Annotated in this window: 12 protein-coding genes; 6 read left to right on the forward strand and 6 right to left on the reverse strand. The window is 38.8% G+C overall.

Annotation, left to right across the window (positions count from 1 at the left end):
* Positions 1–25: 25 nt before the first annotated feature.
* From ACOQO5_RS10510 to ACOQO5_RS10520, 3 genes are all read left to right on the forward strand, one after another.
* A complete protein-coding gene (locus ACOQO5_RS10510; protein WP_420581648.1) occupies positions 26–361 on the forward strand; it encodes a hypothetical protein in 336 nt (111 codons plus the stop codon).
* A 98-nt stretch (positions 362–459) separates the two neighbouring features.
* The gene (locus tag ACOQO5_RS10515) at positions 460–2,178 is read left to right on the forward strand and encodes a SulP family inorganic anion transporter (protein WP_420581649.1); all 1,719 of its coding nucleotides are present in this window, start codon (positions 460–462) and stop codon (positions 2,176–2,178) included.
* A gap of 76 nt (positions 2,179–2,254) precedes the next feature.
* On the forward strand, positions 2,255–2,611 hold the full coding sequence (locus ACOQO5_RS10520; protein ID WP_420581650.1) for a DoxX family protein: 357 nt from the start codon (positions 2,255–2,257) through the stop codon (positions 2,609–2,611).
* Between the two features lie 21 nt (positions 2,612–2,632).
* Here ACOQO5_RS10520 and ACOQO5_RS10525 read toward each other — a convergent pair whose 3' ends face one another.
* The 6 genes from ACOQO5_RS10525 to ACOQO5_RS10550 form a co-directional block, all read right to left on the reverse strand.
* Positions 2,633–3,877: a hypothetical protein gene (locus ACOQO5_RS10525; protein ID WP_420581651.1), complete on the reverse strand. Its 1,245-nt coding sequence runs from the start codon at positions 3,875–3,877 to the stop codon at positions 2,633–2,635.
* Positions 3,878–4,000: 123 nt separating this feature from the next.
* The gene (locus ACOQO5_RS10530; protein ID WP_420581652.1) at positions 4,001–4,600 is read right to left on the reverse strand and encodes a SanA/YdcF family protein; all 600 of its coding nucleotides are present in this window, start codon (positions 4,598–4,600) and stop codon (positions 4,001–4,003) included.
* A 6-nt stretch (positions 4,601–4,606) separates the two neighbouring features.
* A complete protein-coding gene (locus tag ACOQO5_RS10535) occupies positions 4,607–5,260 on the reverse strand; it encodes a TrmH family RNA methyltransferase (RefSeq protein ID WP_420581653.1) in 654 nt (217 codons plus the stop codon).
* Positions 5,261–5,291: 31 nt separating this feature from the next.
* Positions 5,292–7,991: a DNA gyrase/topoisomerase IV subunit A gene (locus ACOQO5_RS10540; protein WP_420581654.1), complete on the reverse strand. Its 2,700-nt coding sequence runs from the start codon at positions 7,989–7,991 to the stop codon at positions 5,292–5,294.
* 3 nt (positions 7,992–7,994) lie between these two features.
* Entirely contained in the window at positions 7,995–9,860 is a 1,866-nt protein-coding gene (locus ACOQO5_RS10545) for a DNA topoisomerase IV subunit B (RefSeq protein WP_420581655.1), read from the reverse strand.
* A 195-nt stretch (positions 9,861–10,055) separates the two neighbouring features.
* A complete protein-coding gene (locus ACOQO5_RS10550; RefSeq protein ID WP_420581656.1) occupies positions 10,056–10,520 on the reverse strand; it encodes a hypothetical protein in 465 nt (154 codons plus the stop codon).
* 263 nt (positions 10,521–10,783) lie between these two features.
* Here ACOQO5_RS10550 and ACOQO5_RS10555 point away from each other — a divergent pair, with 263 nt between their 5' ends.
* Genes ACOQO5_RS10555 through ACOQO5_RS10565 form a run of 3 tightly spaced genes read left to right on the forward strand, consistent with a single transcriptional unit; the run spans position 10,784 to position 14,060 of the window.
* On the forward strand, positions 10,784–11,017 hold the full coding sequence (locus tag ACOQO5_RS10555; RefSeq protein WP_420581657.1) for a chaperone NapD: 234 nt from the start codon (positions 10,784–10,786) through the stop codon (positions 11,015–11,017).
* A 5-nt stretch (positions 11,018–11,022) separates the two neighbouring features.
* Complete coding sequence (locus ACOQO5_RS10560; protein ID WP_420581658.1) at positions 11,023–13,347, forward strand: molybdopterin-dependent oxidoreductase; 2,325 nt, start codon at positions 11,023–11,025, stop codon at positions 13,345–13,347.
* The gene (locus ACOQO5_RS10565) at positions 13,344–14,060 is read left to right on the forward strand and encodes a cytochrome c3 family protein (RefSeq protein WP_420581659.1); all 717 of its coding nucleotides are present in this window, start codon (positions 13,344–13,346) and stop codon (positions 14,058–14,060) included. Before ACOQO5_RS10560 ends, ACOQO5_RS10565 begins: the two co-directional genes overlap by 4 nt.
* Positions 14,061–14,147 lie beyond the last annotated feature (87 nt).

Raw genomic sequence — 14,147 nt, forward strand, 5'->3', positions numbered from 1 at the left:
CTCAATATGAATTCTTTTTGGTTTTATGTTTCGTGAAAAATTGATTCCGGCCATTCTGGCCCTTCTGGTTATAGGGGCTATGACTCTATCTGACTACGGTCATATAGTCTTTGAATCAGAAAAAATAGCGGAACGACTTAAAATTGAAAATGAAGAATTAGAAGAAGATTCGGAAATTAAACATTGGATCAAGCTCTTATCTTCAGGTGATCCAAGTCCAATATCCAACGAAAAACATCACTGTATTTGTTATTTGTTGGCTAATAACAAATTCAACTTGTCTGGCACTACTCCATACGTCCAGACAGCAAAAACAGCACGCTACATACGATTCTGTGCGCTCAGAATTCACCTCAGTTAATTACAAATCACACTTTCGTCGATCAATTCAAGTGATCAGACATCCATTGTACTCATGATTCAAGAGTACTAATACCCTATTTATAAGAAAAATTAACAATGATGAAATCTCGATTAATAGAATCTATCAAATATATCAAACGCGATGCGCTTGCCGGAACCGTAGCAGGCATAATGGCTGTGCCATTGACTGTAGGAATATGTCTTATGTCAGATTATCCAATTATGACTGGGCTTTACACTGTTATATTCGCAGGTGTAGTAAGTTTTGTCACTTATTTATTCAAACCCGGAAATTACACCGGAATGCCAGGTGTAGCAGCAGGACTAGCACCCGCACTGGCCTTAGGAGTAAGTTCATTTGGTTTGGAAAATATGCCCTTTGTCATAATGCTGACTGCCACATTTCAGGCCATCGTATGGAAGTATCAACTGGAAAAATACATTCTTAGAATAGTGCCTCATTACCTGGTTGAAGGTCTACTTGCTGGAGTTGGATTAAAGATTGCTTTAAAGTTTATTCCCTTTTTGTATGACATTGAACATGAAACTGAAACTTGGCTCAATTTTGAGCGCGAGGTCATATTGGTATTGAGCATTGTTTCATTTGTCTCTTTTGTATTACTATTTAAATATTACAAAAAGAAGATGCCAGCACTTCCCTACTTTGTAATCATGCTGACAAGTTTTGTACTGAGCTTCTTTTTGCCTCTACCTAAAGTGACTATCGACACTGTGCCTTTTCACCTCGCTTTACCCTTACCTCACTTCTCAGGTATGAATGATCAAGAAGTTTTATTCATTTTAATGAAAATGGTAGGGTTTGCTATGATGCTGTGTACTATTGATATAATTGAGCAAGTAATGAGCAACGTAGCTATAGAAAAGATGGACCCCATGGGAAGAAGCGCTGACACCAACAATAGTATATTGGCCATCTGGATTGCTAACTTTGGCAGTACATTTTTTGGTGGTATGACTAATCTTGATGGTTTAGCTAAAAGCACAACCAATACAGTAGCTGGTGCTGTTACTAAACTGTCCAACTTATTTACATCATTGATCCTTTTGTTGGTTGTTATCTTTCCCGTCATTCTTGAACACCTTCCTGAGTATGCATTAGGAATCATTATGGTCTATTCAGGTTGGAAAATGATTGCGAACATAGCTCATGTCAGGTCTGAAGGAAGGTATGCATTGATCATGGCAGGAATTTGTGGGTTACTTGTTTTTGAATTAGGAATTTTCGAAGGGCTAATTCTATTACTTGTTGTACATGCGGCCATACAATATGTTTTTATGAGAAGAACTGGTCATTCAACCACTCAAATTTTGGAGCTATTCAATGATTCATTCAAGCTGGAAATTAACTCCAATGCGGCTAGTATAGAGAGAACTGATATGATAGATGAACCAGCAGTTCCTATTTTGGATAAATGGGTAACTGCTGTAAACAGTCATGATCTTAATAATTTAATGAGACTTTATGCAGATGATGTTATAATGATACCGGCATTCTCAACTCAAATAAGAAAAAATAAAGATCAGGTGAAAGATTTGTACAGAGATTTATTCGGAAAAAATAACTTGAAAGTGGTTCCTTATGAAGTATTCTCCAGGAAGGTAGATGGACTAAAAATTGATAGTGGATTATACAAAATCAACTGGAGATCACAAGGCTTTGAAGACCAAAATGATCTAAGATTTTCATTTGTAATTAGGGATGGTAAAATAGTAAGTCATCATTCAAGTCTTGAACCTGGAGATAACGTCACAATTTCCCATCCTGATGCTTATGATCAGGATTACGTAGAATAGAAAGGTTGTTTATCTGATTCTATTTGAGTAATTTATGTGTTGATACATTTAAATTACTCAACAAAACCACATACAAATGAACAATCTACCAGTTGCTGGAAAATACATGTTCGCCATACCCATGGCTATTTTTGGAATTTTTCACTTTATGAATGCTAAAGGCATGACCGGAATGGTGCCTTCTTTTATGCCCGCAGGGTTATTTTGGGTCTATTTGACCGGAGCAGCACTAGTCGCTGCAGCAGTCGCTATAATCATTGATAAGAGAGCAAAAATGGCTACTCAATTACTGGGGTTAATGCTATTGCTATTCGCAATTATGATTCATTTAGTGGCTGTAATGAATGGTAGTGATTCGAGTATGCCTAGTTTACTAAAAGATCTGGCATTAGCCGGTGGTGCTTGGTATATGTCAGGTCATTTATCTGATTAGATATTAAAGGCGCTCTTGATTCTAATGAACAAGAATCATGAGCGTATCTTTTTCCGAACCTAGCATTCTCGATTGCTCTTCTTTGTATGAAATGTCACCTTTTGAAGTTCTCATTTCTTCAATAAAATTAGCATCTACAGCATCTGGTTTTGGATTGGTGCGAATATAATGCGCCAGACCAGTCAAAAAGCCACCAGTATAATAGCCTAGTGGTGCTTTAGTATTACCTACTAATTTCAAGAAGGCGTTTGTTTCAGGATTATTGATCACATTGACTTTATATTCAGTGGAACTCCCTTCTGCTAACTCCCATTTACCGCAACCAAACGCACTCATAATATCGAGGCAAGCATGCCACATTCCATTTGTATCTGAGCTCACAATTCCGGTAATTTTTTCCTTCCAAAATTCAGAGTTTAATACACTACCAAGGATAAAATAAGCATTCTTCTCTGCTTCTTCCGTGAAAATTTTCTTAATGTGACCTACTCCTCCTTTTCCTAACTTTTTCTGTGCTTGCATCAAAAGCTTAATCATCACCAGTGGATAATAATTGGCATAATTCTTTGTCCAGGTAGTCCCAAAACACTCAACAAAACCTTTATCTGTAGCCAAACCAGTAAGATGAAGGTCTTTGATTAATTCAATTACTTTGAAGTCATTTATTCCACTAGTATCTGTAAGCGGTTCATCTTCTTCTTGTTGTTTTCCGTTTGAAGGTGATGGATTAAGCGTTCTTTTCAAGCCTCTAAACACCTCAAATCTACTCTTGTTGTCGCCTTTAGAGATACAAGTAGATTGTTTTCCATCGAATGTTCCTGAAGGTACTTCATATATGGCCTCTACTGCCCCACATAAAAAACCACAAGTAAAATACCCAACACCTGGCTGCTCCTTTGTTCGTTCACCGAAGTACTTAAACCACGCTGAGGCAAAATGGTCTGAGATCAGTTCAGCATATCCTCCTTTATTCGATACTGACCGCATCGAAAGCTTTCCAAAACCACAATGTGCAAAATAGTTTTCTACAAACTTCTTTCTGTCTTCTTCACTCATATTTCGCTGAGACTTGAAGAATTTAGAAAACTGTGCATAACTCAGTACCTGAGCAGAAACAACGAGTACAGGATTTAGATCAATCTTTCCTCCTAATTTTTCAATTTCTTTTAGAATACTAACATTGAAATATTCACTTTGCAGGGATAAGGGCTCTTCTGCAAATTGATAGGTACTTTTATCTTCGAGATAAGTATCAAGGATCTCCATTTATTCAGGCTTCATTTAAGTCAGATAGATAAATTAAGCGCATACGGCCTAATTCAGCAAGTTTGAAGCGAAGTTATTATAAGGGGCTAAGAAAAAAAATTGTGATTGAATATAATCAAAACTCTATTTCAAGTCGTCTGACAACAAGTACAAATCAATAACTGCTTTCGTTCTCGCCAACAATTCTCTTAACAACGCCCAAATATGCGATTTCTTATCAGGAGTCTTTGCCACAAAGCATTGTGCATGCAAACCCATCTTTTCAGCTATAAAAAGACACCTATAGGCATGATACTCCTGTGTGATGAGTATACATTGATCATAACCATATACATTTTTTAATCGGGCCAATGACTCTATAGTTCTATTTCCATACTTATCAAGAATCAATAAATCCGGATCGATTCCCTGATCAATCAGTGCTATTTTCATGGCTTCTGCCTCATCATAATAAATGGAATCTTTTGAACCACTCAGAACCAATTGTTCCACCTTACCGGTACTCAAAAGTTGTTTTGCGGATGCTACTCGATTGAAAAAGAATGGATTGGAAGTGCCATTTACCTGGTGTTGACTTGTGCCAAATACCAAACCTACCTCTGCTCCTATTAACTCTCGACTGTCTTCTACAATGCCTTGTTGTGTGGTGCCCACAATCCAAACATTACAAATGACTATAAATGCGAAAGTTGACAGTATGAACCATTTAATTGTTTTTAGCATTGGTTATCAATTCTTATTCTGTTCAAGAGATTTATTAAAAGCACGGAGGTGAATATCAACATTCGGTATCATTTTTTTATACCATTCGAGCTTCAACGTAAAAATTTCGTCTGGCGTTAAGCCAATGCCCTCTTTATTTCTGATTTGCCTCATGAAATCTTCTAAAACTATCGCAGCACTCACTGATATATTGAAACTCTCTGTAAATCCATGCATTGGGATTTGAACAAACCCATCAGCATTTTCCTTTACGTAATCACTAATTCCGGTTTCTTCGGCGCCAAAAACTACTGCTGTTTTTTGCTTGATCTTAAATTCTCTATAATCCTTGGCATACTCATGAGGGGATGTAGCTAATATTTGGTACCCCTGACTTTTTAAATGATCAAAACAGACTTTCATGTTTTGATCCGTTTGATTGTATTTTTCCAAAGTAAGCCACTTTCCTGCTCCTCTCAGCACGTACGGGTTATAATCATAAGCATTCCGCTGTTCCACCACATGAATGTCCTGTATGCCCAAACCCTCTGCCGTCCGCATCACTGCACTTGCATTATGCGCTTTAAATAAATCTTCAAGGACCACTGTTAAGTAACGAGTGCGTTGACTCAGAATATCATCAAATAGCTGCTTTTTATTGTCTGTAACATATTCAGACATGTAATGGAGCCACTGCTCTTGATATGCTCGATTATTCGAAAAGTCCAAGCTGAGGTTTGTCTTCGTCGTCTTCGTCTTCCGCTTTAGAACTGCTCAAATCAATCGAACTACCTACATCAAAACCCTCTTTCTCTGTTTCTTCTTGCTCAACTTCCTTTTGTACCTCAGCTTTTAAGCCTTCTAATACTTCCGGGTCTACTGTAGCCGGCTCATCTTTTTTCGTCTCTATCTCCGTGTTTAGCTCGACCACTTTAGAGACATTCTGTACAGGAAATTTGTTGCCTATTGACTTCCATCCCTTCTTATCGATCAGATCCGCCAAAGCAAATTCTTTTTCACTCTTGGCACGTTCACCTTTCTTTCGATAGGTCACTTTCACTTTTGGTTCATCTACTACAGAGATATGTAATAACTTAGAGTTGGCAGATTCATTGATAAATGAAAAAGCCTTCCCTACAGTCAAAGTTTCAATTGTAAAACGTTTGATATACAACACTTTAGACTCACCATCCTGATGTAATACACTAAGCACTTGGTCCGGGTCAAATTTATGAATACTGAAGATCTGCCCTTGATTGTAATGATTCGATAATTCGAATGAGGTCAGTTCATAACTACCATCTTTGTAGAAAACAATAACATAATCCTCTGCATTAAAATTTCCTAAATGAACACCCCTTTCGTCACGGTTTAGTCTACCAATGGTATCATCATACCAAATATCTGTGCCGGCCAAGGTGGACTTTCCAGCCGTTTTCAAATCTATTTTCCTAACTGGATACTTGGTCAGAATATTCCCTCCGGCTCCACGACCTTTAATATCAATCTCAGCAAAATCAAAATCAAATACCTTCTTTCTTGCCTTTGCTCCTGCTGTTAAATACACGGTTACGACTTCAGCTTCTCCATTTGGATTGGCCGTGAAATAATGCACCTTGGAGCCTTTTTCACTCTTGGTTAAGTTGTACTCCTTGTCCCGAGTGACAGAAGTCACATTAAATCGTTTGATCATGGTGCGACCTGATTTACCGTCCAGGTAGCACATGTTATAGACCATCCGCTCGTCCCCTTTTTTGAAAACACCAGCATAAATAATGTCTTTTCCTACAAAGACTTTGTCTTGAATCTTTGTGACCACACAGCGGCCATCTTTTCTGAAAACAATAATGTCATCCAAATCAGAACAATCGGAAATGAATTCATCCTTTTTCAATCCATAACCAATAAATCCGTCCTTGTAATTGGCGTATAATTTGGCATTGTTGGCAGCCACAGCGGTTGCTGCAATGGTTTCAATAGATGAAATCTCGGTTCTTCTTTCGCGCCCTTCTCCATACTTTTTCAATAGATTATTGAAATATGAAATGGCATAATCCACAATGTTGGCCAAGTGATGTTCTACTTGTGCGAGCTCTTCTTGAAGTTTACACATCAATTCGTCCGCTTTGAAAGAGTCAAATTTGGAAATACGCTTGATTTTTATTTCCGTCAATCGTACGATATCCTCCTGTGTAATTTCTCTATAGAACTGTGGCTTGAATGGCTCTAGTCCCTTGTCAATAGTCTCAATAACCGCCTCCCAGGTCTCACATTCTTCGATATCTCTATAGATACGGTTTTCAATAAAAATCTTCTCGAGTGAAGAAAACAAAATCTTTTCTAGCAGCTCCCCTTTTCTGATTTCCAGCTCTTGAGTAAGCAAATCCACCGTCTGATCGGTATTCATTTTGAGAATCTCATGCACATTGGTAAACATGGGTTTCTCATCTACAATCACACAGGCATTAGGAGAAATAGACACCTGACAATCAGTGAAGGCATATAGCGCATCTATAGTGATGTCTGGCGAAACTCCTGGAGCTAATTGAACCAGGATCTCAATATCTTTTGCCGTATTATCTACTACCTTTTTGATTTTGATCTTTCCCTTATCATTGGCTTTGATAATCGATTCGATCAAACTTGTAGTTGTGGTGCCAAAAGGTATGTCTTTGATGACCAACTGCTTTTTGTCGTACTCTTCAATTTTCGCACGCACCTTTACTTTACCACCACGATGGCCTTTGTTGTATTCTTCTACATCAATCATGCCTCCTGTCTGGAAATCAGGATACAACTTGAAGCTTTTTCCTTTCAAGTGTTTGATTGAGGCATCGATTAATTCACAAAAATTGTGAGGCAATATTTTGGTAGATAGTCCTACTGCAATCCCTTCTACCCCTTGTGCCAACAACAATGGAAATTTTACAGGAAGGGTAACGGGCTCCTTCTTTCTACCATCATAAGACAACTGCCATTCGGTCGTCTGAGGGTTGTATAGGATGTCCAAAGCTAATTTGGAAGGCCGGGCTTCAATGTATCTGGACGCTGCGGCACGGTCTCCAGTACGCACATCTCCCCAGTTACCTTGCATGTCAATCAGCAGGTCCTTTTGGCCCAAATTCACCATGGCATCTCCGATCGACATATCCCCATGTGGGTGATACTGCATAGTACTTCCAATGATGTTGGCCACCTTGTTGTATCTTCCGTCGTCCATTTCCTTCATCGCATGAAGGATACGTCTCTGCACAGGCTTCAAGCCATCATTGATGGCAGGTACCGCTCTTTCAAGAATTACGTATGAGGCATAGTCCAAAAACCAATTTTCGTACATCCCGGAAACTGGAATGACATCGTGTATGGGTTCGTCAGATTGGTTTTGACTGTTGATGTGATTGTTTTCTTCCATTGGTTAAACTAGTTCTTCCTCTACTAAGTCTTTTTCAACTCTTAGTTTATCAATTATGAAATTTTGTCTGTCAGGGGTGTTTTTGCCCATATAGAATTTGAGCAGGTCTTCAATTTTGGTATCCTTTCTAAGGATTACTGGCTCTAGTCTAATGTCTTCTCCGATAAATTCACCAAACTCTTCTGGAGAAATCTCTCCCAGCCCTTTGAAACGTGTGATTTCAGGCTTGCTACCTAGCTTATGAATTGCCTTCTGCCTCTCCTCATCACTGTAGCAGTAGATGGTTTCTTTCTTATTTCGCACTCTAAACAAAGGAGTCTCTAAGATGAATACATGCCCACTTTTTACCAATTCTGGGAAGAATTGGAGAAAATAGGTCAACAGCAACAATCGAATGTGCATACCATCCACATCCGCATCGGTAGCGATTACAATCTTTCTGTACCTCAAGCCTTCTATCCCATCTTCAATGTTGAGTGCATGTTGAAGCAAATTAAACTCCTCATTTTCATACACCACTTTCTTGGTATGACCAAAGCAGTTAAATGGTTTTCCTCTCAAACTAAAAACCGCCTGCGTCTGTACATCTCTTGATTTAGTAATAGAACCACTTGCCGAATCTCCCTCAGTGATGAAAAGCATCGTTTCAGATTTCTTATCCTCATCTCCTTTCTTATCATCAAAATGAAGTCTACAATCTCTTAGTTTTTTATTGTGAAGATTGGCCTTTTTTGCTCTATCATTTGCTAGTTTTTTGATACCAGCAATTTCTTTTCTTTCGCGCTCCGACTGCAAAATCCGTTTGAGCAAAGCGTCTGCAACCGCCTGATTTTTATGCAAATGATCATCCAAAGCTTTTCGTACAAAATCTAGCACAAAACTCCTCATGGTTGGTCCATCATGAGCTACATTCAATGAGCCTAGTTTAGTTTTGGTCTGAGACTCAAACACAGGCTCTTGTACTCTTACGGCTATGGCTCCTACTATACTCGCTCTGATATCCGCTGCATCATAATCCTTTTTAAAGAAATCCCTAATGGTCTTAACAACCGCTTCTCTAAAAGCTGCTAAATGCGTCCCTCCTTGCGTCGTATATTGCCCATTCACAAAGGAATAATACTCCTCACCATACTGATTGGAGTGCGTCATAGCGATCTCAATGTCATCCCCCTTCAAGTGAATGATAGGATATCGCAAAGTATCTACATCTGACTTTCTGGTCAGTAGATCTAACAAACCATTTTCACTATGGTATTTCTGACCATTGAAGTTGATGGTTAGGCCAGCATTCAGAAAAGCATAATTCCAGATTTGATTATCTAAATATTCCGGAATAAAATGATAGTTTTTGAATACGGTATTATCAGGCTCAAAAGCGATCAACGTCCCGTTTCGTTCAGAGCTCTTAGCAATTTTGGCATCATTGGTAAGCTCACCAGTATTAAATTCAGCCAGCTTAGTTTCTCCTTCACGGAAGGATTGAACTTTGAAATAGGTAGATAATGCATTTACTGCTTTTGTACCCACTCCATTTAGCCCTACAGACTTTTGGAAGGCAGAAGAATCATATTTGCCACCAGTGTTGATTTTAGACACACAATCAACCACTTTACCCAATGGAATCCCGCGACCATAATCTCTAACTTCCACACGATGATCACCTACTTTCACATGAATCGTTTTACCATGCCCCATGACATGCTCATCAATACAGTTGTCGATCACTTCTTTGACCAATACATAGATTCCATCGTCGACAGCCGAGCCATCTCCAAGTTTACCAATATACATACCAGGTCTTAACCTGATATGCTCGCGCCAATCGAGTGACTTAATACTATCTTCATTATATTCTACACTAGCAGCCATACATCTCCTATACCTAAAGATTATTATTCAAAACTAAAAATGGGGATTTTACACTTTCCAAAATTGGAGGTGAATATAGAACATTTGGAGTGAAAATTTCAAATCAAAACTCTTCTCCATCTGCCCAGAAACCGACGAATTATTTGACTGATTATTTAAATCAGTCTATATAACTAATTGAAAGACAGAAGTTTTTTACTTCTTGGAAAATTGTAAATAAATAAACCAAAAAATCCAACCAGCCAATAGGATTGGACCAATGTATATTAAAGCAACATAATTGGTGATATCGAAATGCTCAGCATTATGATACATGCCTACAAACATGATAGAGAATATATAAATCACGTTGATTACAAACGAAAGTCCGTTTAACCAGTGATAGATTAATTCAGAAGAAGTCATATCTTCAAACTCTGATTTTCCGATATTAAGATGTCCCCTATTCATTCTCCTGTATAGCAAGATTGACCCATTGGTCAAAATGAAAAGCCCTAAAGCTGAATAGAAGAAATCTGCCCTGTGTATTGAGATGGTAGCGTTCCCACCAGCATCAAAGAAAACGCCAATTTGGTTGGGTAAAAATGCATACACATACAATAGAATAACAAGAAATACGAAAATGGAAAGAGTGTAAAGTAGTTTGACAACTTTGATCATTATGACATCAAATTTAAGCGCATATATTATGTACCTCCAAAGATAGATTAATCCAACGAAACATCATTCGATTCAAATACTGACCATCATATTATAAATAATTAATTAAATTAAGTTAGAAGTTCATTTTGACATATGTACATCATGCTTATAAAAACATGACGAAAATCAGTTTATTGAATGATTAGATTTTCCAGTTATTTCAATTCAGACTGACCGTTTTTTCTCAACTTTATTTCGAAATAAACTAAACCTTATTCTATATGCCTATATCAAGTTTTTTGGCCATTCCGAAGCAGGATCAATTAACACAATTGACCGATCAAATCGCTTTATTTCCAGAATGCGACGCATTGCCTAGTACGAATAAAGACCTTTTAGTTGTGGTAACAGAAACTAAGGATAATCAAGCAGAAGAAACCCTTCTCGAAAAAATCAATGCCTTGGATTGCCTAGAGCAATTGACGATGGTTTCAGGATTTAAAGACAATAATTAAAACGTATGCAAACATCTAATCAATCTAGAAGGGAATTTCTTAAAAAGTTAGCTACAGCGTCGGCCATGGCTGCTGCTGCATCGATGTTCCCAGGGATCTTATTTGCCGAGGAGCAAGAAAAAAATCTACCTGAAGGAGACATCACATGGAAAAAATCACCTTGTCGTTTTTGTGGAGTTGGGTGCGGTTTACTGATTGGACTTCAAGATAAGAAAGCGGTAGCTGTGAAAGGAGATCCCCAAAACTCTGTGAATAAAGGGTTATGTTGTGTAAAAGGCTACCATTCGGTTATGGCGCTTTATGCCAAAGACAGATTAACTAGACCGTTGGTTCGGAAAAATGGCAAATTGGTAGAGACCTCTATGAAAGAAGCACTGGATCTGGTTGCCTCTAAAATGAAAGAAACTATAGACAAGCATGGCAAGGATGCGGTATCTATGTATGGGTCCGGACAGTGGACTATTCCTGATGGTTATGTGGCTTCCAAGTTCATGAAAGGTGGCATCGGTACCAATAACCTAGAGGCGAATGCGCGATTATGTATGGCTAGTGCCGTGACCGGATTTATGACTTCCTTCGGCATGGATGAACCAATGGGATGTTATGAAGATATTGATCACGCAGATGTATTTGTGCTTTGGGGAAATAACATGGCTGAAATGCACCCTGTTTTGTTTTCCAGAATTCTTGAGCAAAGACAGAAAAGGAAAAATGTAAAGATCATTGATCTAACCACCCGGATGACACGTACATCCGCGGCTACCGATAAAACCATTCTTTTTAAGCCTCAAAGTGATTTGGCTATTGCTAATGCCATTTGTTATGAAATCATCAAAAATGACTGGGTAAATAAACAATTCGTAAAAGATCACTGTGCCATCAAAAAAGGCAAAACAGACATTGGATACGGATTAGAAGATAAATTTAATTTCAAGGATAAAGCAGAAGACATTTCATTTAATGAATTGTTTGAATTCCTAAAACCTTATGATCCAATGAAAGTTGAAGCACTCACGGGTGTATCAGCCAAGGACCTCAAATATTTAGCCGCTCAATATGGTAATGCCAATACCAAAGTCATGTCACTATGGTGCATGGGAATGAACCAACACACTAGAGGTACATGGATAAATAATTTGGTTTACAATATCCATCTGCTCACAGGGAAAATCTCGACACCAGGCAATAGTCCTTTCTCATTGACTGGTCAGCCAAGTGCCTGTGGCACGGTAAGAGAGGTGGGAACGCTTACACACAAGCTTCCACATGGTGTGGTAATGAACGAAGAGCATAGAAAACATGCAGCCGAAATTTGGGGCGTGCCAGTTGAAAAAATACCAGCAAAACCTACCTATCATACGGTAGAAATGTTCAGGGCACTTGATCGCGGAGACATCAAGTTTATGTGGATTCAAGTCACCAACCCAATGGTAACTATGCCAAAATTGAATCGATACCGAGATGCGACTAAAAAAGACGGTCGATTCATTGTGGTATCTGATGTATACCCCACTCCTACGACAGATATCGCCGATGTCATTCTTCCATCAGCTATGTGGATCGAACGAGAAGGTATGTTCGGCAATTCTGAAAGAAAAACTCAGCACTTTGATCAAATGCTAGATGCACCAGGTGAGGCCATGAGTGATACCTGGCAAATCATAGAAGTAGCACGTAGAATGGGTCATGAAAAATTGTTCCCTTGGTCTAAAGAAGAGCACATTGAAAAAATTTGGGCTGAATATGCTCGTCACCATGAAGGTAAAAAACACGGCATAGCACCATATGAAGTACTCAAGAAGCAACCAGGCGCTCAGTGGCCTTACGTAGATGGAAAAAGTACTCAATGGCGTTTTCATGCAAAATATGATCCTGCTGCTAAAGGAGATGGTTATGATTTTTACGGGAAACCTGACGGAAAAGCATGGATATGGGCCAGACCATATGAACCTGCACCAGAGAATCCAGATAACGATTTCCCATTTTTATTAAATACAGGTCGTGTTATTGAGCACTGGCATACGGGATCTATGACCAGAAGAATTCCAGTACTACACCAAGCTGTACCCCACTCTTATGTAGAGTTGAATCCAGGGGATGCCAAGGCCATGAATATAAGAACGGGTGATAAAGTAAAACTAACCAGTCGACGCGGCACCATCGAGTTGCCTGCTTCTGTAGATGAACGGGGTCAGCCTGTAAGTGGAGAGGTATTTGTTCCGTTTTTTGATGAGTCAATGTTGATCAATGAATTGACTTTGGATGCCTTTTGTCCGATATCAAAGCAACCGGATTATAAGAAATGTGCCATTAAAGTAGAAAAGGCATGACAGCATCATCCAAATACCCCATTATTTCTTTTTGGATTATTCTGATCATTGCTGCTTTATTCATTTTTAATAAAAGCATAGATGAAGATTTCAAAGGTATTCCTGTTTCTCAACAATTGACACCACCGCTATCCAATCTGGACAAAGAATATAATGTGTTTCGTAGAGCATATAATCCAGAGACCGAGGTAGATATGGAAGCCCATCCTGAGCTAGAAAGAAGTTTGGATTCGTATTATGACAATCGGGCGTATGCAGGTGCTCCTCCGACAATTCCTCACCCTTTGCTTTCCGAAAAAGGCATTGGCGATAAGAGTTGTCTGCAATGTCATGACAACGGAGGGTATGTGGCTCAATTTGAAGCTTATGCTCCTGTGACTCCTCATCCTGAACTTGTCAATTGCAAACAGTGTCATGTACCTACAAAAACTGACAAGTTATTTAAGCCACATCAATGGCAAGCAGCTCAGGCCCAGAAAGTAGACAATCGAGCGATGGCAGGAAGTCCTCCAGTCATTCCTCATGATCTTCAAATGCGATCCAATTGTATGGCATGTCATAGCGGACCAGCTGCTCCTAAAGAAATTCGAGTTTCACACCCCGAACGAAGCAATTGTCGACAATGCCATGTACCTGTACCATCAAATACAGTAGAAATATCTGATGGCTATTCTGTAAAAATGACCTGGAAAAGAAACGATGAAAATGAATAAGCATATCATACTATACTTCTGCTGCATGGTTCTCTTTCAACAATGCACTACTCACACTAAAAGTCTAGATGAAGAAGAAGCCCATTT

The sequence above is a fragment of the Reichenbachiella sp. genome, assembly GCF_965223055.1.
Classification (GTDB): Bacteria; Bacteroidota; Bacteroidia; order Cytophagales; family Cyclobacteriaceae; genus Reichenbachiella.